This is a genomic window from Acidisoma silvae, from assembly GCF_020618775.1.
Taxonomy (GTDB): Bacteria; Pseudomonadota; Alphaproteobacteria; order Acetobacterales; family Acetobacteraceae; genus Acidisoma; species Acidisoma silvae.
This window is the reverse complement of the sequence record NZ_JAESVB010000001.1, coordinates 897,670-918,756: the sequence shown is the minus strand read 5'-3', so window position 1 is coordinate 918,756 and position 21,087 is coordinate 897,670. Positions and strand designations below refer to the sequence as shown.

At 65.5% G+C, this 21,087-nt stretch carries 22 protein-coding genes; 11 read left to right on the top strand and 11 right to left on the bottom strand.

Going from position 1 to position 21,087, the window contains the following annotated elements:
* Positions 1 to 5: 5 nt before the first annotated feature.
* The 3 genes from plsX to ASILVAE211_RS04355 all read right to left on the bottom strand — a co-directional run bounded on the left by plsX (position 6) and on the right by ASILVAE211_RS04355 (position 2,101).
* Complete coding sequence (gene plsX, locus ASILVAE211_RS04365) at positions 6 to 1,067, bottom strand: phosphate acyltransferase PlsX (protein WP_406566012.1); 1,062 nt, start codon at positions 1,065 to 1,067, stop codon at positions 6 to 8.
* 96 nt (positions 1,068 to 1,163) lie between these two features.
* The gene (gene rpmF / locus ASILVAE211_RS04360; protein ID WP_227320042.1) at positions 1,164 to 1,367 is read right to left on the bottom strand and encodes a 50S ribosomal protein L32; all 204 of its coding nucleotides are present in this window, start codon (positions 1,365 to 1,367) and stop codon (positions 1,164 to 1,166) included.
* Positions 1,368 to 1,573: 206 nt separating this feature from the next.
* Positions 1,574 to 2,101: a YceD family protein gene (locus ASILVAE211_RS04355; protein ID WP_227320041.1), complete on the bottom strand. Its 528-nt coding sequence runs from the start codon at positions 2,099 to 2,101 to the stop codon at positions 1,574 to 1,576.
* 212 nt (positions 2,102 to 2,313) lie between these two features.
* On the opposite strand from ASILVAE211_RS04355, the gene ASILVAE211_RS04350 reads away from it, so the two are divergent.
* Entirely contained in the window at positions 2,314 to 2,853 is a 540-nt protein-coding gene (locus ASILVAE211_RS04350) for an outer membrane protein assembly factor BamE (protein ID WP_227320040.1), read from the top strand.
* Between the two features lie 84 nt (positions 2,854 to 2,937).
* On the opposite strand, the gene thiL is transcribed toward ASILVAE211_RS04350, so the two are convergent.
* The 7 genes from thiL to glyA are packed head-to-tail and all read right to left on the bottom strand — an operon-like array spanning position 2,938 to position 8,531.
* A complete protein-coding gene (thiL, locus tag ASILVAE211_RS04345; protein WP_227320039.1) occupies positions 2,938 to 3,903 on the bottom strand; it encodes a thiamine-phosphate kinase in 966 nt (321 codons plus the stop codon).
* An 11-nt stretch (positions 3,904 to 3,914) separates the two neighbouring features.
* Positions 3,915 to 4,445: a transcription antitermination factor NusB gene (gene nusB, locus ASILVAE211_RS04340; RefSeq protein ID WP_227320038.1), complete on the bottom strand. Its 531-nt coding sequence runs from the start codon at positions 4,443 to 4,445 to the stop codon at positions 3,915 to 3,917.
* Positions 4,445 to 4,921 (bottom strand): 6,7-dimethyl-8-ribityllumazine synthase, encoded by a 477-nt coding sequence (gene ribH, locus ASILVAE211_RS04335; RefSeq protein WP_227320037.1) that lies wholly within the window; start codon positions 4,919 to 4,921, stop codon positions 4,445 to 4,447. Before ribH ends, nusB begins: the two co-directional genes overlap by 1 nt.
* Positions 4,918 to 6,063, bottom strand: coding sequence for a 3,4-dihydroxy-2-butanone-4-phosphate synthase (gene ribB, locus ASILVAE211_RS04330; protein ID WP_406566011.1), 1,146 nt, complete (start codon positions 6,061 to 6,063; stop codon positions 4,918 to 4,920). Before ribB ends, ribH begins: the two co-directional genes overlap by 4 nt.
* Before the next feature lie 2 nt (positions 6,064 to 6,065).
* Complete coding sequence (locus ASILVAE211_RS04325) at positions 6,066 to 6,683, bottom strand: riboflavin synthase (RefSeq protein ID WP_227320036.1); 618 nt, start codon at positions 6,681 to 6,683, stop codon at positions 6,066 to 6,068.
* A 54-nt stretch (positions 6,684 to 6,737) separates the two neighbouring features.
* Positions 6,738 to 7,214, bottom strand: a complete 477-nt coding sequence (nrdR, locus tag ASILVAE211_RS04320; RefSeq protein ID WP_227320035.1) for a transcriptional regulator NrdR — start codon at positions 7,212 to 7,214, stop codon at positions 6,738 to 6,740.
* A 12-nt stretch (positions 7,215 to 7,226) separates the two neighbouring features.
* The gene (gene glyA / locus ASILVAE211_RS04315) at positions 7,227 to 8,531 is read right to left on the bottom strand and encodes a serine hydroxymethyltransferase (RefSeq protein WP_227320034.1); all 1,305 of its coding nucleotides are present in this window, start codon (positions 8,529 to 8,531) and stop codon (positions 7,227 to 7,229) included.
* Positions 8,532 to 8,707: 176 nt separating this feature from the next.
* On the opposite strand from glyA, the gene hemB reads away from it, so the two are divergent.
* From hemB to ASILVAE211_RS04275, 8 genes are all read left to right on the top strand, one after another.
* The gene (gene hemB / locus ASILVAE211_RS04310) at positions 8,708 to 9,703 is read left to right on the top strand and encodes a porphobilinogen synthase (protein WP_227320033.1); all 996 of its coding nucleotides are present in this window, start codon (positions 8,708 to 8,710) and stop codon (positions 9,701 to 9,703) included.
* Between the two features lie 98 nt (positions 9,704 to 9,801).
* Positions 9,802 to 10,554 (top strand): RadC family protein, encoded by a 753-nt coding sequence (gene radC, locus ASILVAE211_RS04305; protein ID WP_227320032.1) that lies wholly within the window; start codon positions 9,802 to 9,804, stop codon positions 10,552 to 10,554.
* Between the two features lie 253 nt (positions 10,555 to 10,807).
* Positions 10,808 to 12,844: a putative bifunctional diguanylate cyclase/phosphodiesterase gene (locus ASILVAE211_RS04300; RefSeq protein WP_227320031.1), complete on the top strand. Its 2,037-nt coding sequence runs from the start codon at positions 10,808 to 10,810 to the stop codon at positions 12,842 to 12,844.
* An 86-nt stretch (positions 12,845 to 12,930) separates the two neighbouring features.
* Complete coding sequence (locus tag ASILVAE211_RS04295) at positions 12,931 to 14,001, top strand: BMP family ABC transporter substrate-binding protein (RefSeq protein WP_227320030.1); 1,071 nt, start codon at positions 12,931 to 12,933, stop codon at positions 13,999 to 14,001.
* 4 nt (positions 14,002 to 14,005) lie between these two features.
* Complete coding sequence (locus ASILVAE211_RS04290) at positions 14,006 to 15,568, top strand: ABC transporter ATP-binding protein (protein ID WP_227320029.1); 1,563 nt, start codon at positions 14,006 to 14,008, stop codon at positions 15,566 to 15,568.
* Positions 15,568 to 16,602: an ABC transporter permease gene (locus ASILVAE211_RS04285; protein ID WP_227320028.1), complete on the top strand. Its 1,035-nt coding sequence runs from the start codon at positions 15,568 to 15,570 to the stop codon at positions 16,600 to 16,602. Before ASILVAE211_RS04290 ends, ASILVAE211_RS04285 begins: the two co-directional genes overlap by 1 nt.
* Complete coding sequence (locus ASILVAE211_RS04280) at positions 16,599 to 17,486, top strand: ABC transporter permease (RefSeq protein ID WP_227320027.1); 888 nt, start codon at positions 16,599 to 16,601, stop codon at positions 17,484 to 17,486. Before ASILVAE211_RS04285 ends, ASILVAE211_RS04280 begins: the two co-directional genes overlap by 4 nt.
* Positions 17,487 to 17,513: 27 nt before the next feature.
* Entirely contained in the window at positions 17,514 to 18,458 is a 945-nt protein-coding gene (locus ASILVAE211_RS04275; RefSeq protein ID WP_227320026.1) for a nucleoside hydrolase, read from the top strand.
* Positions 18,459 to 18,648: 190 nt separating this feature from the next.
* Here ASILVAE211_RS04275 and ASILVAE211_RS04270 read toward each other — a convergent pair whose 3' ends face one another.
* Positions 18,649 to 19,383, bottom strand: coding sequence for a metallophosphoesterase (locus tag ASILVAE211_RS04270; protein ID WP_227320025.1), 735 nt, complete (start codon positions 19,381 to 19,383; stop codon positions 18,649 to 18,651).
* Positions 19,384 to 19,515: 132 nt separating this feature from the next.
* Between ASILVAE211_RS04270 and ASILVAE211_RS04265 the strand changes: the two genes are divergently transcribed.
* Both ASILVAE211_RS04265 and ASILVAE211_RS04260 read left to right on the top strand, forming a co-directional pair.
* The gene (locus tag ASILVAE211_RS04265) at positions 19,516 to 20,262 is read left to right on the top strand and encodes an ABC transporter ATP-binding protein (RefSeq protein WP_227320024.1); all 747 of its coding nucleotides are present in this window, start codon (positions 19,516 to 19,518) and stop codon (positions 20,260 to 20,262) included.
* Positions 20,259 to 21,080, top strand: a complete 822-nt coding sequence (locus tag ASILVAE211_RS04260; protein WP_319799531.1) for an ABC transporter permease — start codon at positions 20,259 to 20,261, stop codon at positions 21,078 to 21,080. The genes ASILVAE211_RS04265 and ASILVAE211_RS04260 overlap by 4 nt, the downstream gene beginning before the upstream one ends.
* The last annotated feature ends 7 nt before the right edge of the window (positions 21,081 to 21,087 follow it).

The window sequence follows — 21,087 nt, the reverse complement described above, 5'->3', positions numbered from 1 at the left end:
TTTGTCTACTTCGCTTCGGCCAGAGGGGGCTCGCCGGTCAAAGCCAGGGCATCGGCATCCGGCTCGGCCAAGGCCGCCAGCTTTTCCTGCTCGGCGAGCTTGCGCAGCCCATCGGCAATGCCGGCGGTAAAACCGTGCTCGACCATGTTCATCGCGACATCGACGGCATGGGCGAAGCCCAGCGCATCTGTGCCGCCATGGGATTTCACGACGACGCCGTTGAGGCCGACCATGACGGCGCCATTGTAGCGCCGCGGGTCCAGCCATTCGCGCAGCCGGTCCAGGCCGGTGCGGGCGAACAGATAGGCGATCTTGGCGGAAAGGCTGCTGGTGAAGACCTGCCGCAGCAGGCCGCCCATGAGCTTGAGCGCGCCCTCGCCGGTCTTCAGCGCGACATTGCCGGTAAAGCCGTCGGTCACGATCACGTCCGTCGTGCCGGCGGCAATGTCATGGCCTTCAACGAAACCGTGGAAGCGTTCGCCGATATGGCTGCTGCGCAGCACGTCCGCCGCGCGGCGCAGGCGCTCGTCACCCTTCAGCTCCTCGGAGCCGACATTGAGCAGACCGATGCGGGGTTCGGGAATGCCGAGAACGGTGCGGGCGAACATCTCGCCCATGACCGCGAATTCGACGAGGTTGCGCGTATCGCAGACAACATTGGCGCCGAGATCGAGCATGACAACATCGCCCCGTGCCGATGGCACGGTGGCGGCCATGGCCGGGCGGTCGATACCCGGCAGGGTCTTGACGACGATCTTAGCGAGCGCCAGCAGCGCGCCGGTATTGCCGGCCGAGACGACGCCGCTTGCTTCCCCATTCGCCACCGCGTCGATCGCGAGGCGCATGGAACTGTCGCGCATGCGCAAAGCCACCGTGGGCTTCATATCCCCGGTGACTGATTCCGCCGCATGCCGGACAGTGCTTGCCGCCCGCGCACGCTTATACTTCGCGAGCAGCGGCGTCAGCCTGGCTTCGTCGCCGACCAGAAGAAACCGTCCGCCGGGATGGCGTTCGGCCGCAAGGTCAAGACCCGCGACCACCATCTCCGGCGCATCATCCCCGCCCATCGCATCAATCGCCAAGGCGAACTGCGCGGAGGCGAGCTTCGCCCCGACCGCTTCGGTTATGCCTTGAAAGGAAGACACGATGCGGCGCGGGCCCGGTTAGGCGCGGACCGTGCCTTTAAGCGCCTTGCCAGCGCCGACAACCTCACGGCCGTCATAATGACCGCAATGGCTGCAAACGTGGTGAGGGCGCTTCAGCTCGCCGCAATTGCCGCATTCGGCAAAGCTCGGGGCCGTCAGAGCCTGGTGGGCGCGACGCATCCCACGGCGGGACGGCGAGGTTTTTCTTTTGGGAACGGCCATCGCCGGAACCCCTTTCTCGTTAATAGACCATCGCCCGCTCGGACGAAGTCAAACTGACTTAGATTGGCGTGAGGCGGCGCAATTAGCAGAGACACCCCCCTGCGGCAAGCGCCGGCTGTGCATTACACGCACAACCCTTTCATGTCCTTGGCTCGCCGGCAGGCCCCGGGCCGCACGACTCGCGCCCCGCACCCGCCTTTTGAGCGTTAGTTGGGCGAGGTCAGTTTTTTCAGCGCCGCGAAGGCATTGCCCGAATCCTCGTCCAGCTCCTCGAAGACAATGCCGGGCTTGCGGGGGTAAGGCGAAAGCGACAGGGCGAATTCCTGCACCACTGCTTCCCCCAGATCCAGCGTGCCGTCGTCATACGCCACCTCGTCCGGTCCGTCTTCCAAAGCCAGTTCTTCGAGATTGTCCGGCATTTCCGGTTCTTCGGTGACGAATCGGATGGTGAAGGCGAAATCCGTCTCCTCGACGAAATCCTCCAGAGAGACGACGCAGGTGCGCGTGGCCCTGGCATGGATTTCACCGCTGGCCACGAATTCGTCGCGCGGCTTTCGGTTGAGGCGGATTGTCGCCTTCAGGGAGAGAAGATCGACGAGGCCGAGCCGCGCGGCGAGGGCCGCGCATTCCTCGGGCGTCGCCTCGATATTGCGGAGGGTCTCGTTCTGGCCGATCTGTGCGGCCAGGAGGGGCCTGGAAAATTCGGGCGTCATGGTCTGAAGGTCTTTATCCATCGGCTTCGCCCGCCAGCCTGTGGTCCCTAGTGACCCAGGCCCGGGAGTAACATCACGATAGTCCTTTCCGAGACGAGTTGACAGCAGATCAGGGGCATGACACCCACCCCGCTTGCGATGCGGGGTCTCTATGTCGTCTCCGTGGCGCTTCTGCCGCTGGCGTCCTGCCTGCCCCCGATGCCGAGCGGAGATGAGACGAAGGAATGAGCCGAGTGTCCGAAACTGCTTCGCCGCGTCGCCAGACGAGCTTTCGCCGCGCTGCCGCCATTGCCTGTCTGGTCATGGGCCTGCCGCTGGCGGGTTGCAGTTTCTTCCAGGCTCAGTCGACCACGCGCGGCGACCCGATCGACAATGACGCGCTGAAGCAGCTGACGCCCGGCACGACGACACAGGCCGATGCGACGGCGCTGCTTGGCTCGCCGACGACGCACGAGACCTTCAACGACAATGCCTGGGTCTATATCAGCCAGATCACCCGTCCGCGCGTCGGCCGCCTACCCGGCGTGCTGGAACAGCGCGTGGTGGTGCTGAACTTCGACCAGGGCGGCGTGCTGCGGAAGGTCAATGTCTATAACAAGGACGACAGCAAGAACGTCGGCATGGCGCCGGGCACGACGCCGACGCCGGGTGCCTCGGCCTCCATCCTGCAACAGCTTTTCGGCAATATCGGCCGTTTCAGCGGCGGCAGCGGCACAACCGGCGGGTCGAATGCCGGCGGCGGCGGCGTCAACGGTGGCGGCCCGAGCTTCTAAATAGCTCGCCTGTAACGAGTCTTTCTAGCCGTCATGCCCGCGAAAGCGGGCATGACGGTGTTTCAACCTCAAACCGCGCAGACCCTAAAAATGGCTCCAGCCGTGGCGGTCGATCGCCATCGGCTGGCCGCCTGCGTCGAGAACGCGCACGCGCTGGTCGCCCGTCACAAAACGCCCGATCCTGGTCAGCGGCACGCCAAGCGCCGCACAGGACTCGGCCAGCGCCGCACCGCGCCCAGGCGGCACGGCCAATAGCAGCTCGTAATCATCCCCGCCGCCCAGGCAGTCAGCGAACCACTCCGGCCCGGCCGCGCGCGCTGCCGGCGACAGCGGCACGGACGCCGCCTCGATCTCCGCGCCACATCCCGCCAGGCGGCAGATATGGCCAAGATCCTGAAGCAGCCCGTCCGAAACGTCGATGGCGGATGACACGACACCGGCCAGAGGCAGGCCGAGACGCGGGTTCGGCACGCAATAGCGCTGACGCAGATAGCCGGACGGGTCCACCAGCCTGCCGAGCGAGACAGCGAGGCCCAGCGCGCCGTCGCCGATCGTGCCCGTGACCCAGACCTCGTCACCAGCACGGGCACCACGACGGCGCACCGCCTGACCGGGCGCCACATGCCCGATGATGGTCAGCGACAGCGTCACCGGCCCCGGCGTGCTGGTGGTGTCACCCCCGAGCAGGGAGAGGCCGAATTCCGCCTGATCGCGGCCAAGCCCCGCCGCGAAACCGGCAAACCAGGAATCTGGCGTCTGGGAGGGTGCCGAGACCGTCAGCAGATAGCCCAGCGGCTCGGCCCCCATGGCGGCGAGGTCCGACAGGTTCACGCGCAGCAGCTTCTGCGCGACACCCTCCGCCGGATCGTCCGGCAGGTAATGCACGCCGGCGACCATCGTATCGGCCGCCATCACCAATTCGCGCCCGCGCGGCGGCGCCAGCACCGCCGCGTCATCTTCCAGATTGAGCGCGGCCGGCCCCGCAAGCGCACGGAAATGCCGGCCGATGAGGTCGAATTCGGGCGGCAGACCTTCCGCCGGCGGGGTCACAGGCGCGGTCCTTACGGCGTGGGTTGGTCCGCAGGCGCCGCAGCCGCGAATTCGCCCGGACGAGCCTCACGGCCCAGGGTATCCAGCAGGCCGTTCACAAGCTTGGGCTCGTCGCCATGGAAAAACCCGTGCGCGACGTCGAGATATTCATTGATGACGACCCGCACCGGCGGACCGTCCGTCATGGAGAGTTCGGCGGCTGCCGCACGCAGCAGGGCGCGCAGCACCGGGTCCAGACGTTCGAAGGGCCATTCCGCCGGCAGATGATCGGCAATGCGCTTGTCGATCTGGTCCTGCCCCTGCACGGCGGCACGCACGATGGCGTTGAACAGCGGCACATGCGCGTCCGTCACGCGGCCTTCCTCGAAACCATCGCTGCTTTCGGTCTTGCCAAGGCGATGGCGGGTGAACTGGTCGATGACGGTCTCGGCCGTTTCCTCGGCCTGCTCGCTCTGGAACAGCGCCTGCACGGCGGCGACGCGCGCGCCTGTGCGCGGGCGCCCCTGCTGCGCCGGACGCGGCCCCTGCGGTTTGCCGGCCATCAGATGCGGCCCAGATGATGGACGAGTGCCACCTGCTTCAGCATGGCAATGGCCGCTTCCGCGCCCTTGTTATGCTCGGCACCCGAACGGGCCTCGGCCTGTTCGATGGTGTCGACGGTCAGCAGCGCGGTACCCAGGCACAGCTTGTGATCGAGCGCGACGTTCAGGATGCCGTCCATGGCCGAGCGGCAGATGAAATCGTAATGGTCGGTTTCACCCTTCACGACGCAGCCGATGACGATGAAACCGTCGAACCGCTCGGCGGCGGCGGCCAGGCGCAGGGCCTGCGGCAGTTCATAGGCGCCGGCGATCTCGACCGTCTGATGCTCGGCTTCGATCTTGTCGAGCACGGCGCGCGCGCCCTCGGCCATGCCATCCACGACCTGCTTGTAATAGGGCGCGGTGATGATGAGGACGGAAGGCAGCGCGCCTTCCAGCTCGGGGATATCGCCCAGAACGGCGTCAGCGGTGCTCATGAGCGGGCGCCTTCGTCCGGCGTGGAAACATGCCCGTGTTCGTCGAAGGGCTGCTGGTCGACGATATTGAGGCCGAAGCCTTCCAGCGCAATCAGGCTGCGCGGGTGGTTAGTCAACAAAATCATATCCTTAACACCAAGGTCGATGAGGATCTGCGCGCCGATGCCGTATTGGCGGAGCACATGATCCTCGGCCCGCTCAGCGACGCTGAGACCGAGCTTGCGGGCGACGGCGCCCGGCTGATTGTCCCGCAGCAGAACGATGACGCCCCGCCCGGCTTCGGCAATGGCACGGCTGGACGCGGCCAGCGCGTGATGGCCCGGCCCCAGCAGATCCGTCACCGGGTCGATGCTGTGGACGCGTACCAGAGAGGCCCCCGGCGCGGTGAGGTCACCCTTCACCAGCGCCAGATGCTCGGTTCCGGTCAGGCGATCCTCGAAGACCTTCACCGCCCAGTCGCCGCCCTCCAGATCATTGCTCCAGGTCTCGTAGGAGCGATTGACCAGCTTTTCCGTGCGGCGGCGGTACTGGATGAGATCGGCGATGGTGCCGAGCTTGATATTATGGCGCTGCGCGAAAGCGACGAGTTCCGGCAGCCGCGCCATGGTACCGTCTTCGTTCATCACCTCACAGATGACGCCCGACGGATTGAGCCCGGCGAGGCGGGAAATATCGACCGCCGCTTCCGTATGGCCGGCGCGGACCAGGCTGCCGCCGTCGCGCGCCGATAGCGGAAAGATATGGCCCGGCGTCGCGATTTCCTCACGCGGGTTTTCGGAATTGATGGCGACCGCCACCGTGCGGGCGCGGTCGGCCGCCGAAATGCCGGTGGAAATGCCGTGCCGCGCCTCAATCGAGACCGTAAAGGCCGAGGCATGGCGCGACCGGTTATGGGCGCTCATCAATTGCAGGCCGAGCTGATGCACGCGGCGTTCGGTCATGGCGAGGCAGATCAGCCCGCGCGCATGGCGCGCCATGAAATTGATCGCCTCCGTCGTCGCGAACTGCGCCGGAATCACCAGATCGCCTTCGTTTTCACGGTCCTCGTCATCGACGAGAATGAAAATCCGCCCGGCGCGGGCTTCCTCGATGATCTCGGATGTCGGCGAGATATATTCGTGGAGGGACTGGGTCTTCATCATCGTCACAGGTCGCGCTCCGTTAGCCGCGCAACATAACGCGCCAGCATGTCGATCTCCAGATTGACAGCATCACCGACGGCGAGCGTTCCGAAGGTCGTCTCCTCGGCCGTGTGTGGGATGATGTTCACGCCGAACACATCACCGCGCACTTCGTTCACCGTCAAGGAGACACCGTTGACGGCAACGCTGCCCTTGGACGCGATGAAGCGCGACAGCGCGGCCGGCACCTGGAAACTCCAGCGGGTGGAACCGTTCTCGGTAGTGGCGGCGATCACCGCCCCCAGGCCATCGACATGGCCGGAGACGATATGGCCGCCCAGCTCGTCACCGAGTTTCAGCGCGCGTTCCAGGTTGATGCCCTGCCCCACCGCCCAGTCACCGAGCGTGGTTTTGGACAGGGTTTCGGCCGAGACCTCCACCGAAAAAGAAGCGCCGTCCATCTCGACCACCGTCAGGCAGCAGCCGGAACAGGCGATCGACGCGCCCAGGATGACGCCGGGCATGCCGGCCCATTCGGCCTTGTCCTGCGGCACGGCAATGCGCAGCCGCATATCCGCGCCGTCACCGATCGGCTGAATCTCGGCCACCGTGCCGACACCGGAAATGATACCTGTGAACATCTCTGCCTCTCAAACCCGCGCCGCCGTCGCCCGCGCCGCACTAACCCTTATCCGTTAGCCGGGTTCGGCGTCAGGCTCCAGCTTGTCCCCGAGCTGACCCAGAAACTGCTCGAAATCGCGGGCCTCGCGAAAGTCCCGATAAACGCTTGCGAAGCGGACATAGGCGACATCGTCCACTTCCTTCAACGTATCCATCACCAGCTCGCCGATCTGCTTGCTGGGCACGTCGCTCTCGCCGCTCGATTCGAGCTTGCGGACGATGCTGTTGACGATCCGCTCCACCCGCTCCTCCTGCACCGGCCGCTTGCGCAGCGCGATCCGGATGGAGCGGGAGAGCTTGTCGCGGTCGAATGGCACGCGGCGCTGGTCGGATTTGACCACCACCAGCTCGCGCAGCTGCACCCGTTCAATCGTCGTGAAGCGCTGGCTACAGGCGCCGCAGAAGCGACGCCGGCGGATCGCCGTCCCATCTTCGCTGGGACGACTGTCCTTCACCTGCGCATCGTCATGACCACAGAAGGGGCAGCGCATTCAGGCGCGCCCTTAGTTCGGATAGATCGGGAAGCGTGCGCAGAGGGCCTGAACCCGCTTGCCGACTTCCTGTTCGATCAGCGCATTGCCGCCTTCCTCGTTCGAACCGGCAAGGCCCGTCAGAACCTCGTCGATCATCTCGCCGACCTGGCGGAATTCCTCCACGCCGAAGCCGCGCGTGGTGGCCGCCGGAGTGCCGAGGCGGACGCCGGAGGTGATGGCCGGCTTCTCGGGGTCGAAGGGGATGGCGTTCTTGTTGGCCGTCATATGCGCGCGTTCCAGGCTGGCCTCGGCCAGCTTGCCGGTGACGCGCTTCGGCCGCAGATCGACCAGCAGCAGATGCGTGTCGGTGCCGCCGGTGACGATATCGAAACCGCGCTCCACCAGGGTCGCGGCCAGAACCTTCGCATTCTCGGCGACCTGCTTGGCATAGGTCTTGAACTCAGGGCGCAGCGCCTCGCCGAAGGCGACCGCCTTGGCGGCGATGACATGCATCAGCGGGCCACCCTGAAGGCCGGGGAACATCGCCGAATTGATCTTCTTGGCCAGATCGGCGTCGTTGGTCAGGATCATGCCGCCGCGCGGGCCGCGCAGCGTCTTATGCGTCGTCGTCGTCGCGATATGGGCATGCGGGAAGGGGCTGGGGTGCACGCCGGCCGCGACCAGACCGGCGAAATGCGCCATATCGACCATGAAGATGGCGCCCACTTCATCGGCCACCTTGCGGATACGCGCGAAATCGATGACGCGGGGATAGGCCGAGCCGCCAGCGATGATCAGCTTGGGCTTGTTGGCGCGCGCCTTCTCCTCCAGCTCCTCGTAATCCAGCAGGCCGTCTTCTTTACGGACGCCGTATTGCACGGCGTTGAACCACTTGCCCGACAGATTGGGTGCGGCACCGTGGCTGAGATGGCCGCCGGCAGCCAGGCTCATGCCCAGGAAGGTGTCGCCGGGCTGCAACAAAGCCAGCATGACGCCGCCATTGGCCTGCGCGCCGGAATGGGGCTGCACATTGGCGAATTCGCAGCCGAATAGCTGCTTGGCGCGGGAAATAGCCAGTTCTTCCGCGATATCAACGGCATAGCAGCCACCGTAGTAGCGGCGACCCGGATAGCCTTCGGCATATTTATTGGTCAGAACGCTGCCCTGAGCGTCCAGCACGGCGCGCGAGACGATATTCTCGCTCGCGATCAGCTCGATACCGTCCTGCTGCCGACCGAGTTCCTTTTTGATGGCGGCGGCGAGTTCCGGGTCGGTTTCCTCGACGGAGGCCGAGAAGAACCGGGCAAGGCTGGCGGCGGGCAACTGCTCGTTCATATGCAACGTTCCTGTTGGACGGGCCCGGCCGGGTGGAAAAGAACGGATCGGCCGGGCGCGCGTTGTAACACAAGCGCTATCGCCTGGTGAACCGCCGCCGTCCCAAAGCTGGGTTGCCTGTCATGATGAGTGCGGGAGTTCTATGGTGCGACCCGCCCCACCAGAGGTTCTTGCTCATGACCGACAGCCGCTTCCCTCAAACCCGTCTGCGCCGCAATCGCCACGATAGCTGGACGCGCCGGTTGGTTGCGGAAACCAAACTGTCCGTCGACGACCTGATCTGGCCGATTTTCCTGCGCGACGGCACGGGTGGCCCCACCGAGGTCAGCTCCATGCCCGGCGTGCAGCGCGTGACGCTGGACGGCTTGGCCGCCCATGTGGAACCCGCCGCCCGCCTCGGCATTCCCGCCATCGCGCTGTTTCCGGTGACGCCGGCCGAGCGCAAGGACGCCGAAGGCACCGAAGCCGGCAATCCGAACAACCTCATCTGTTCCGCCGCCCGCATCCTCAAGCGCGCATTCCCCGAAATCGGGCTGATCGGCGATGTGGCGCTCGACCCCTATACCGATCACGGCCATGACGGCGTCATCCGCGACGGCTATGTGGCGAACGACGAATCGGTCTCCGTGCTGGTGCGCCAGGCGCAGGTGCAGGCCGAGGCCGGGATCGACATCATCGCGCCGTCCGACATGATGGACGGGCGCATCGGCGCCATCCGCGAGACGCTGGATCAGGCCGGGCTGATCCATGCCCGCATCATGAGCTATGCCGCCAAATACGCGAGCGCCTTCTACGGCCCCTTCCGCGACGCGCTCGGCTCCTCCGGCACATTGAAGGGCGACAAGAAGACCTACCAGATGGACCCCGCCAATTCCGACGAGGCCTTGCGCGAAGTGGCGCTCGATATCGCCGAGGGCGCGGATATGATCATGGTCAAGCCGGGCATGCCCTATCTGGACATCATCCGCCGCGTGCATGAGCGGTTCGAGGTGCCAACCTTCGCCTATCAGGTCTCCGGCGAATACGCGATGATCATGGCGGCAGCCCGGAACGGCTGGCTGGATGAGGAACGGGCGATGATGGAAAGCCTGCTGGCCTTCAAGCGCGCCGGCTGCCGTGGCGTGCTGACCTATTTCGCCCCGGCGGCGGCCCGCCTACTGAGCGGGGCCTAGTAGTCCAAGAAATATATCAATCACAATATTATTCATAATTTTAGTTTCGATATTGTAATCTATTTCCTTGCGAGCAATCCCATGCCACAGTCCTCGGCATGTCCAAGAGCAGCCATCTCGCTGATGCACAAGGGCTTTTCGGTCCGCTTGCTGTAGAGGCGGACAAAAGTTCACCCGCTGCTTATGGCGCTGACGGGCATCGCGCGCGCATGCGCGACCGCCTGCTGCGTGCTGGCGCCGAAGCCCTCGCCGACTACGAATTGCTGGAAATGCTGCTGTTCCTGGCTCTGCCGCGCCGCGACACCAAACCGATCGCGCGTGCTCTGCTCACGCAGTTTCGCAGTTTCGCGGGTGCGATAGCGGCACCGCCACAGGAGCTGCGCGACATCGAAGGATTGGGGGAAGCCGGCATCGCGGCCCTCAAAACCGCTCAGGCTGCCGCCATCCGGCTGGTGCGGGCCGAAGTGATGGACCAGCCCATTCTGGCAACCTGGGATCGCATCATCGACTATCTGATGGCAATGCTGGCACGGGAACGCGTGGAACATTTCCGCGTGCTGTTCCTGGATACGAAAAACCGGTTGGTCGCGGATGAGCCGCAAAGCCGTGGCACGGTCAACCTCACCTCCGTCTATCCGCGCGAAGTCGTCCGCCGCGCGCTGGAGCTGAATGCCTCAGCCATTATTCTTGTCCACAACCATCCGAGCGGAAACCCGACGCCGTCGCGCCAGGATATCGAAATGACGCAGGCGGTACATAAGGCCGCCGCCGCACTGTCGATCGGATTGTACGACCATATCATCATCGGCAACGGGCAATGGGCAAGCTTGCGGAAACTTGAGCTTTTCTAACTTATCTCCCGCGCAGGCCAAGCCACCCACGAAAACGTGAGCCTGACGAAAGCGAAATTTTGACGATATTCGAGAGGAAGCCTCAAATAGGGCATGACTGCGGCAAAGCCATTCCGCGATAGAAAGAGCCAAGCTTCGAGCGTGACAGGTCGAGCTGCAAAGGCTAGGCGCCACCTGCAATGATATCTGCGCCTGAATTTGATGTGTCTTATTCAGGATTGGGATCCATTTTTCAGCGATGAGGCGGCTCGGCTTGACAGGGCAGACCCAGTTGCACAGTGCCGGTACCGGCCACCATGGTGCATTGGCCAGCCTGCATCGCGCGATGCTGTTGCTGGCAAGCCTGTTCACGCTGACGACGGTGCTGGTCGGCTACGGTCTGTTCGACAATCTGCAACTCCCCCGCAGCGACGGATCGTCGCATCCCGATCTTTTCGCCGCCACGGCGCTGGTTCTTCTCGGCGTCGGCGCGGCCCCCGGCCCCTCCGCCTCGCTCATCTGGCGGTGCATCGCGCTCTGCGCGGCAGGGCTCGCCGTCATGGCGACGCTCGGCCATTTCGCGGATCGTTTCTTTGCCTTCTCCCAGCTGGCCAGCGAGACCGCGACCCATGGCCGTACACCCGGGACCGATCCTGTGACCTCCGAGTTTGCGTCCCCGATCGGCATCGTTCTGCTGGCCGTCGGCGAAGGCCTGCTGCTGTGCCGCCTGCCGTCGGCCCGCACGACACTGGTCGCCGCGGCGCTGTGGAGCTGCCTGCCGCTCGTCGGCTTCGGTTTCGGCTTCGCAGGTTTCCGAACCGTCTCGAGCCTGCTGCTCAGTCTCGGCGGATTGTCCATCGCCGCCGCCGCCCTGGCCAGCACCGTGAACCGGAAATCTCCGGGGACCGGCAATGCGGCGCTGGCGGCACAAGCCGCGCGGCCCGAGGCCGGTTACGACCTGCTGACCGGCCTGCTGACCCGTGACCATTTCGACCGGCTTGTCGCCAGCCAGACGGCGGCCCCGTCGGCGGCCATGATGCTGATCGATATCGATCGCTTTCGCGCCGCCAACCATGTGCTCGGCAATAAGGCTGGCGACGATATCCTCATCGATATCGCCCGGCGGCTGACCAACCTGGCCGCCCCCCATCCGGTCGCGCGCACCGGCAGCGATGAATTCGCGATCTTCTGCCGCCCGATCGTCGAGGATGCGGCCCAGGCCCTGTCACAACGCATCGTCGCGGCCATGGCCCGCCCCTTCGCGCTGGCCGACGGACGGCATTTCTACCTCACCGCCAGCGTCGGCCTGGCCCATAGCGCCACCGAAGGCGTGGGTGACCTGCGCGATGCCGCCGACGAGGCCGTGTTCATCGCCAAGAACCAGGGCGGCAATCAGGCACTGTCATTTCTGCGCACCCAGCATGACGCGCGCATCGAGCGCATCGGGCTGGAGCAGGATCTTTATACCGCCTTCCGCAACGACGATGAGCTGTTCCTGGTCTATCAGCCGATCATCAGCCTGCGCGACCAGAGCGTCATCGCGATCGAGGCCTTGGCGCGCTGGCAGCATCCGACGGCCGGCCTGGTGCCGCCGGCCCGTTTCGTCGGCATCGCCGAAGCCGCCGGACTGTTTTCCGGTCTGGGCGCCAAGATCCGCGAACTGGCCGTGCAACAGGTCGCGGCCTGGCGGGACAGCGGCATTACCAACCTGCCCATCGTCAATCTCAATATCTCGCCCCTGGAACTGTCGCGTTCCGACGTGCCAGGCACGCTCAGCGCCCTGGTCGACCGCCACGGACTGCCGCGCAGCATCTTCTGCCTGGAGGTAACGGAAGGCACCTTCGCCGATGAAGATGCCTCGCGTTCGCTCCAGGCTGCGCGGGATGCCGGTTTCCTGGTGGCCATGGATGATTTCGGTGTCGGCTATTCCTCCCTCGCGCAATTGCCGAAACTGCCGCTGACCTCGCTTAAGCTGGATCGCGGCTTTCTCAACCTCGCCCGCGACAATGACGACGGCATCAGCCTCTTCGCGACCATCGTGCAATTGGCCCATGTGCTGAAGCTGCCTGTCGTCGCGGAAGGCGTCGAGACTTCGGCGGAACTGGCCGTCGCCGCCGATTGCGGCGTCGACTGCGTGCAGGGCTATTTCTTCTCCCGCCCGCTGTCGCCCGCCCAGATCGAACTGAGCCTGCGCCGTTCGGGCGAGGATGGCGGCCAGATCCGCCTTATCTCCCCGCCGCTTCTGCCCGACGAAGAGCGGTCGCAGACCATGGCGCGCAGTGACGGCCTCGCCGTGAGCTGCACCAGCTAAGGCAGCCGACGCCCAAGCTAATTGACGCTCTGCTATGCGCGCCACTAGGGTCTGACCGGAACCAAGCAATATCTGGGGAAAGTCCGATGTCCGCGCATGCCAAGGATCAGCACACGCTTTCGGTGACGGAACAGACCAGCCGCCGCCGCATCCTGGCCGCCGCCGGCCTGATCGGGGCGAGCGCCGCCGGATTGCCGCTTTTCGGGCGCGGCGCCTTTGCCGCCGGCAAACTCGTCGCCCTGGTCCATACCCAGGCCGCCGGCGACAACGGCCCGATCGACGATATGATCGCGCATCTGAAGGCGCTGGGAAAACAGGATCATTTCCCGATCCGCGCCATCTATGCCGCCGACCCTTCGACCTATCAATCCATCCTCTCGACGCTGGCGGGCGCAGGTGCCGCCGTGATCGTGACGACCTTCAATGAGATGGCAGACCCCATCAAGGCGGTCGCCCCCGGCTATCCCGGCACGACGTTCATTCAGCTCTATGCCGATCCCTTCAAGCCCGTCATCCCGAATGTGCGCACGGTCGAATACCAGGCGCATTACGGCATGTTCCTGGCCGGCATCTTCGGCGCCAGCATCAGCCAAAGCCACAAGCTGGGCTATATCGGCGGCATGAGCCTGCCGGGGCTGAATGCCGATCTGAACGCCATGAAGGCGGGCGCGGACTCGGTCTCCCATACCGTCACCGTGAAGGGGGCTTTCGCGGGCTCTTTCCAGGACCCCACCAAGGGACGGGAGATCGCGGGCCAGCTTTTCAGCAGCGGCGTCGATTTCATTCAGACCGATGGCGCGGCGACGGATGCCGGCGTCATCCGCGCGGCGGGCGAAGGCGGCAACCGCATCGTCAGCGCCGTTTTCCGCACGCAGTTCAAGCTGGGGCCGAAGACCGTCGCCTCTTCCGTGCTGGTCAATTTCGGCCAATCGCTGACCGATCAGGTCTCCGCCGCTGTGTCAGGCAAGTTCACGCCCGGCCATTACGTCAGCACATTGGCGGACGGCATCATCGACTTCGTGCCGTCGGACCTTTTCATGCAGAACGGCCCGCCGGCCTATGTTCATGCCGCCCAGGCCGCCTGGCCCAGCGTCAATGCCGCGAAGGCGGCGATCATCGCCGGGACGCTGAAAGTGCCCTTCAACACCCAGCTTTGAGCGTATGGCGTCAGCCCTCGCCTGCGACGGGCTGACCGTCCGCTTCGGCGCCTTCACGGCGCTCAGCGCGGTCAGCCTCAGCTTCCCACGCGCGCAGATTCACGCCGTCTGCGGCCAGAACGGCGCGGGCAAAACCACTTTCGCCCGCGCCTGCGCCGGGTTGCTGGCCCCCTCCGAAGGATCGATCCGCATCGGCGATGCGCTTTTGCGCGGCGGCCAGGTGAAGGACGCGCGCGCGGCGGGGGTGGAGCTTGTGCATCAAAGCTTCGCCCTGCCGCCCAGCTTCACCATTGCCGAAGCCATGGAATTCGGCCTGACAGGACAGCGCGGCGCAGTGTTTACCCGGCGGGGGTTGCAGGCGCGCTGGCAGCCGCATCTGGACGCGCTGGGCGTGGAGGCGAAACCCAGTACCCGCATCCGTGACCTGCCGGTCGAAACCCAGCAGGCCGTGGAAATCGCCCGCGCCTTGGCCGGCAATGCCCGCGTGCTGATCCTGGACGAGCCGACCGCCGTTCTGGCGCCATCGGCCGCCGCCGCGCTGTTTCAGCGCCTGACGCGGCTGCGGGACAGCGGCGTCACCATCCTGATCATCCTGCATAAGATCCGCGAGGTTCTGGCCGTCGCCGATACCGTCTCGGTCCTGCGCGGCGGCCGTCTCATCACCGGGCCGGATGCGGTCGCTGACCTGACTGCCGGCCGGATCGCGGCGGCGATCATCGGCCATAGTCCGGCTAAAGCCGGCGACGCGGCGACAGAGACGGCGGAAGATATCGGCGCACTGGTCGGCACGGACCTGCCGCATGGGCATCGCCATACGGTCAGCGCCCCGCATGCCATCGCGACGCTTGCGGGCATCACGACAAAACCGGCGGCGGATGGGCAAAGCCTGCAAGACATCAGCCTCACCATCGGTGCCGGAGAAATCCTCGGCATTGCCGGCGTGGAAGGCAACGGCCAGCGCCCGCTGGTCGAGGTGCTGGCCGGGCTCGTGCCGCTGACGGCCGGCAGCGTGACGCTGGACGGTACCGCTGTCACTGGCCTGCCGCTGGCCGCGCGCCGGAATCTTGGCCTGCGCATCATTCCCTTCGAGCGCAATACCGAAGGGTTGAGCCTGTCGAGCCCGCTGTGGGAGAATTTCGCGGCACGCGGATTGCTGGCAAAATCGGCGCTATCCTTGATCAATCCATCGGCATTGCGCCGTGCCGCCCATGCCGCCTTCCAGTCCTGGGATGTGCGCTTCACCAGCGTCGACAATCCGGCGCGGTCTCTGTCCGGCGGCAATGCGCAAAAGGTGATTCTCGCGCGGGAAATGGATGATGCCGCAAAGCTGATCATCCTGGCGCAGCCGACGCGCGGCCTGGACCTGGGGGCCACCGCCTTCGTCTGGCAGGCGATGCGCGACGCCCGTGACCGCGGCCTGGGGCTGATCTTGATTTCCTCGGACCTCGATGAGCTTTTCGATATCAGCGACCGGCTGGTCGTGCTGCAAGGCGGGCGCGTCGCCGGACAATTTGCCCCGCCCTATGACCTCGGCCGCGTCGGAGCTGCCATGGTGGGCGACCACTGATGCGCGCCCGCCTGCTCGCCGTCGGCTGGGCCATGGCCTTCATCGCCCTGGCCCTCATTCTTTGCGGCATCATCTTCCAGGCCTCCGGCTTTTCAGCGCCCGATATGTTCGCGTCCATCCTGGACGGCGCCTTTCTGTCGGACGGCGCATTACTGCATGACCTGCGCTGGGCCTGCCCGTTGTTTGTGTCAGCCACCGGCGTCATCGTCGCCTTCCGCTGCGGTTATTTCAATGTCGGCACGCAGGGGCAGTTCTATCTCGGCGGCATCGGTGCGGCCGTCGCAGTGGCGATGCTGCCCCATGCGCCCGCCGTGCTGGTGACCCTGGCCGCCATTCTGGCCGGCATGGCCTTCGGTGCGCTCTGGGCCTTCTGGCCGGGTTGGCTGCGCATCCGCTCCGGCACCGATGAGGTCATTACCACGCTGATGGGCAATTTCATCGCTGTGCTGCTGCTGGTCTGGCTGACCAGCGGCCCGCTGAAAGACCCCGCCGGCAGCGGCCAGGTGACATCCAGCCCGCCGATCCCGGCGGCCATCCGCATCAGCACCGATACCGGCGTTTCCGGTTGGATCATCGCACTAACGGTCTTGGTCGGTGTGGTGACATGGATATTGGTCAACCGCACCGCCTTCGGCGTGCTGGGCGGATTGGCCGGGCGCAATCCGGTGATGGTGACATGGCAAGGCGCACGCCTGTCGCGCCTCGGTCTCGGCGCCTTCCTGTTCAGCGGCGCGACGGCCGGCCTCGCAGGTGCGATGGAAGTCCTGGGACCGGACGGGCGGCTGGTCAGCGGCTTCTCTCCCGGCCATGGTTTCACGGCCGTGCTGATCGCCCTCGTCGCCAATCTGTCGGTCAGCGGCAGCGTCGTCGTTGCCTTGTTCTTCGGCGGTCTTGCCTCCGCCAGCCTGTATCTGCCGGTCATCGCCGGCCTGCCCTCGGCCGCCATCGATATGGTGAACGCCGCCATCGCGCTGTTCATCACCGCGCGCAGCTTGCCGGCCTGGCTGCGTCTGCCGAAGCGAAACCGCTCATGATAGACCTGATCGTCGCGGTGCTGCGCACCGGCACGCCCATGATCTATGTCGCCATGGCCGGCGTCCTGGCCCAGCGCGCCGGGGTGTGGAATCTGGGCCTGGAAGGGCTGATGATCACCGGTGCCTGCGCCAGTGTCGTGGTGACGGAACAGACGGGGTCGGTCGCGCTCGGCCTCGCCGGTGCCATTGCCTTTTCCGTCCTGCTGTCGGCGCTGCTGTGGCTGGTCATCGAAAAGCTGAAGGCCAATCCGATCATCGCCGGGCTGGGCCTGACGGGGCTCGGCCTGGGTGGCACGGATTTCGGCATTCAGGCCGTCTATGGCAGCGAAGGTGCGGTCACCGCGCCGGCCGGCATTCCGACGCTGGGCCCGGGTTTCGGTCCCTTCGGCGTGCTGGACCTGCTGGTTATCGCCATGCCCGTCATGGTTTTCGCCGTCTGGTTCCTCTGCCGCCGCACCCGTTTCGGCCTGCGCCTGACGGCGTCGGGCGAACATCCTTTCGCCGCCCGCAGCGTCGGCGCGGACCCGGCCCGCATGCGCCTGATCGCGCTGTTGCTCGGCGGCGTATTGGCGGGGCTGGGCGGGGCCGACCTGTCCCTCGGCGGGCTCGATATCTTCAGCACCGGCATGACGGCGGGGCGCGGCTTCATGGCCTTTTCCGCCGTCATCTTCGGTGCCGGCCATCCGGTCGGCGCGGCCTTCGCCGCCCTGTTCTTTGCCCTGGTCGAATTCCTCGGCATCAAGGCGCAGCTTGTCTTCGGCGAAAACGCCCCGCGCGATTTCGTGCTGATGCTGCCTTATATTGCGACCGTGCTGGGCATCTGGATCAGCGCGCGCCTGCGCGGCGGCGCGCTTCTCAGCGCGACCGAGATGCGCGATGGTTAGGCGGCTTTTGAGAGAGAAACACCGGCCATGACCCGACGCGTGATCTTCGACACCGATCCCGGCCAGGACGACGCCATTGCCATCCTGCTTGCCCTCGCCTCGCCCGAGGAGATCACGGTCGAAGCCATCGTCGCGGTCGGCGGCAATGTGCCGTTGAGCCTGACGTCCAAGAACGCACGGAAAATCTGCGAACTGGCCGGGCGCCCGGATGTGCCTGTCTATGCCGGCTGCGAAGGGCCGATGGCCGCCCGCCCGCTGGTGACGGCCGAGCATGTCCATGGCGCGACGGGCCTGAACGGGCCTGATTTGCCCGAACCCACCATGCCGCTGCAGGCGCAGCACGGCGTCGATTTCATCATCGACGCGCTGCGCTTGGAACCGCCGGGGGAGATCACGCTCTGCGTGCTGGGGCCGCTGACCAATATCGCCATGGCCATGATCAAGGCACCGGACATCAAGCCGCGCATCCGCGAGATTGTGCTGATGGGCGGCGCCTATTTCGAGGTCGGCAACATCACGCCGACTGCCGAGTTCAATATCTATGTCGATCCCGATGCCGCCGCCATCGTGCTGGGCAGCGGCGTGCCGGTGGTGATGCTGCCGCTGGACGTGACGCATCGCGTGCTGACGACGCCGGCGCGCCTGGCCGCCGTGCGCGCGGTGCCGACAAAAGCGGCTGCCGCCGCTGCCGCCATGCTCGACTTTTCCGAGAAATTCGACCTCGCCAAATACGGCTCGGACGGCGCGCCGCTGCATGACCCCTGCGTCACCGCCTATCTGATCAAGCCGGATTTGTTCAAAGGGCGGCACATCAATGTCGAGATCGAAACATCAAGCCCGCTCACCATCGGCATGACGGTCGCCGACTATTGGGGCGTCACCAAGCGGAAGCCTAACGCGCTCTATATGCGCGATGTCGACGCCCAGGGTTTCTATGACCTGCTGACGGAACGGCTGGCGCGGCTGCCGTAGAGCGTTTCAGAATTAGGTAGAGTCGTGTTTCACTATGTCGTGCCCGGCTTAGCCAGCCGCGCTTTATGCCGGGCACCCACCCGTTCGGGCGCCCGACTGGGTAGGCCCCCGGAACAAGTCCGGGGGCGACGACAAAGGGTATTTCTGCCCTAATCTTGAAACGCTCTGACGACCTCCCGCGCGGCAGCCGTCACCGCCCGCTGCGTGGACCCGGCATCTGCATGAAGGCCAGCCGGTCCTCTTCCAGCACCACTGCCGTCAGACGTCCGCCATAGACCGCGCCGGTATCGATGCCGATGCGATGCACCCGAACCTCGGGCAATTCCTTCGGCGTATGGCCGTGGACGACGACCGCCTCCAGCGGGCTCGGCCAGGACAGGAAGGGCTCGCGGATCCAGACCATGTCATGCGCATCCTGGGCCGCCAGCGGCACGCTGGGCCGCACCCCGGCATGGGCGAAGAAGTAGCCGCCGACGCGATGGAAAATCCGCTCCTCCTGCATCACCGCCATCTGCTCGGGCGGCACATAGGCCGCCCATTCCTCCGGCGGCGCCTTCAGCGGCACGCCCCAATCGGCGAGGCAGGTCTCCCCGCCATTGCGCCGCCAGAGGGCCGCGGCCTCCCCGCCCTGGGTCAGCGCGGCCAGACAGAGTTCCTCATGATTGCCGCGCAGATTGATGAAATCGCCGCCGATGGGTGACCCGCGCGCGACCCGCTCCAGCACCGTGGCGCTGTCCGGTCCGCGATCGATCAGGTCTCCCATATGGATCACGATCGCTTCCTCCACCGGCCGTGCCGCGACATCCTCGGCAATCTGCTCCAGCAGGCCGGCATGGGCCGCGACGCAGCCATGGACGTCACCGATGGCGTAGACGCGCTGCCCCGGCGGCAGCCGGCCGGGCGCCGAGTGGAAGGTGAGTGCCATATCAGACCCAGGCCAGCGAAAGGGTCAAAGACGAAACGCCGTCGATGGGAAAGCCGTGCATCAGCCGAACCTTACAAGGTTTATCGCCGGAAGGGCTCGACAGCCGCGCCCCGCACCGGCACAGGATGCGGAATGAACACGGTCAGCGTGCAAGCCCTCTGCAAGCGTTACGGCACAACGCTGGCCGTGGACAATATCAGCTTCGCGATCAAGCCCGGCCAGACGGTCGGCCTGCTGGGCGGCAATGGCGCCGGCAAGACCACGACCATTTCCATGCTGCTCGGTATTCTGGCGCCCTCGGCTGGATCCATCGAAATCCTGGGCCATGACATGGCGCGCGACCGCTTCGCGGCTCTCGCCCGGATGAATTTTTCCTCACCCTATATCGCCCTGCCCGGCCGCCTGTCAGTGCGCGAGAACCTGACCGTCTATGCACATCTGTATAACGTGCGCGACAGCCGGGGGCGCATCGCGGAACTGGCGACCGAGCTGGACCTGCACGACTTCATCGACCGGCCGGCAGCCAATCTCTCGGCCGGCCAGAAGACGCGCGTGGCGCTGGCCAAGTCCCTCATCAACCGGCCGGAAGTGCTGCTGCTCGACGAACCGACGGCGAGCCTGGACCCCGATACCGGCGACCTCGTGCGCAGTTGGCTGGAGCGCTACCGCGCCACGTCTGGCTGCTCCATGCTCATCGCCTCCCACAACATGGCCGAGGTCGAGCGGCTGTGCGACCACGTGCTGATGATGCGACAGGGCCGCATCGTCGATGAGGGCAGCCCGGACGCGCTGCTGTCCCGCTACGGCCGGGAATCGATGGAGGATGTGTTTCTCGACATCGCGCGGGGACGTGGCTTGGCCGCGCGGGAGGACGCATGATGCAGGCATCGCTGCGCCGGATCTGGGGGCTGGTCTATCGCCACCTGTGCCTCTATCGCCGGTCCTGGCCGCGGCTGGCGGAGCTCGCCTATTGGCCGGTTCTGCAAATGTGCATCTGGGGCTTCACCGCCAGCTTCATCTCGGGCCAGCAATTCACCCATGGCACGGCGGGCCATGGGCTGCTGCTCGTCGCCAGCACCATGCTGGGTGGCGTTCTGCTGTGGGAAGTGACCATCCGCAGCCAGATGGGTGTCGCGATCAGCTTTCTGGAGGAAATCTGGTCCCGCAATCTGGGCCATATCTTCATCAGCCCCCTGCGCCCGTGGGAATTGCTGGCCGGGCTGATTGTCGTCGCCTTTCTGCGCGTCATGGCGGGCGTTCTGCCGGCCATTCTGGTCGCCTATCTCCTTTATGCCTTCAATCTCTTCGCGCTCGGCCCGGTGCTGGTGCTGTTCTTCGCCAATCTGATGATCATGGGCTGGGCCTTCGCGCTTGCCGTGGTCTCGCTCATCCTGCGGCACGGTGCCGGGGCCGAGGCGCTGGCCTGGTCCTTGCTTTTCGGTCTGACGCCGCTGGCCGCCGTCTATTACCCGGTCTCTACCTTGCCCGTCTGGCTGCAACCGATCTCGGAAATCATCCCCGCGACCCATGTTTTTGAGGGGATGCGCGCCGTCCTACGCAACGGTCATGTCTCGTCCATCCACCTGCTGGCTGCCTTCGGTCTCAATGCCGTCTGGCTGCTTCTCGCCAGCCTTCTCTTTGCCAGCCAGTTCCGGGCCGCCCGCAGCCGCGGCGCCCTGATCACCATCGGCGAGTAAGCACCAG

Coding starts and splice junctions, on each gene's coding strand:
- plsX (WP_406566012.1), bottom strand. CDS start 1,067: ATGGGCGGGGATGATGCGCCGGAGATGGTGGTCGCGGGTCTTGACCTT.
- rpmF (WP_227320042.1), bottom strand. CDS start 1,367: ATGGCCGTTCCCAAAAGAAAAACCTCGCCGTCCCGCCGTGGGATGCGT.
- ASILVAE211_RS04355 (WP_227320041.1), bottom strand. CDS start 2,101: ATGGATAAAGACCTTCAGACCATGACGCCCGAATTTTCCAGGCCCCTC.
- nusB (WP_227320038.1), bottom strand. CDS start 4,445: ATGGCCGGCAAACCGCAGGGGCCGCGTCCGGCGCAGCAGGGGCGCCCG.
- ribH (WP_227320037.1), bottom strand. CDS start 4,921: ATGAGCACCGCTGACGCCGTTCTGGGCGATATCCCCGAGCTGGAAGGC.
- ribB (WP_406566011.1), bottom strand. CDS start 6,063: ATGATGAAGACCCAGTCCCTCCACGAATATATCTCGCCGACATCCGAG.
- ASILVAE211_RS04325 (WP_227320036.1), bottom strand. CDS start 6,683: ATGTTCACAGGTATCATTTCCGGTGTCGGCACGGTGGCCGAGATTCAG.
- nrdR (WP_227320035.1), bottom strand. CDS start 7,214: ATGCGCTGCCCCTTCTGTGGTCATGACGATGCGCAGGTGAAGGACAGT.
- glyA (WP_227320034.1), bottom strand. CDS start 8,531: ATGAACGAGCAGTTGCCCGCCGCCAGCCTTGCCCGGTTCTTCTCGGCC.
- hemB (WP_227320033.1), top strand. CDS start 8,708: ATGACCGACAGCCGCTTCCCTCAAACCCGTCTGCGCCGCAATCGCCAC.
- radC (WP_227320032.1), top strand. CDS start 9,802: ATGTCCAAGAGCAGCCATCTCGCTGATGCACAAGGGCTTTTCGGTCCG.
- ASILVAE211_RS04295 (WP_227320030.1), top strand. CDS start 12,931: ATGTCCGCGCATGCCAAGGATCAGCACACGCTTTCGGTGACGGAACAG.
- ASILVAE211_RS04290 (WP_227320029.1), top strand. CDS start 14,006: ATGGCGTCAGCCCTCGCCTGCGACGGGCTGACCGTCCGCTTCGGCGCC.
- ASILVAE211_RS04285 (WP_227320028.1), top strand. CDS start 15,568: ATGCGCGCCCGCCTGCTCGCCGTCGGCTGGGCCATGGCCTTCATCGCC.
- ASILVAE211_RS04280 (WP_227320027.1), top strand. CDS start 16,599: ATGATAGACCTGATCGTCGCGGTGCTGCGCACCGGCACGCCCATGATC.
- ASILVAE211_RS04275 (WP_227320026.1), top strand. CDS start 17,514: ATGACCCGACGCGTGATCTTCGACACCGATCCCGGCCAGGACGACGCC.
- ASILVAE211_RS04270 (WP_227320025.1), bottom strand. CDS start 19,383: ATGGCACTCACCTTCCACTCGGCGCCCGGCCGGCTGCCGCCGGGGCAG.
- ASILVAE211_RS04265 (WP_227320024.1), top strand. CDS start 19,516: ATGAACACGGTCAGCGTGCAAGCCCTCTGCAAGCGTTACGGCACAACG.
- ASILVAE211_RS04260 (WP_319799531.1), top strand. CDS start 20,259: ATGATGCAGGCATCGCTGCGCCGGATCTGGGGGCTGGTCTATCGCCAC.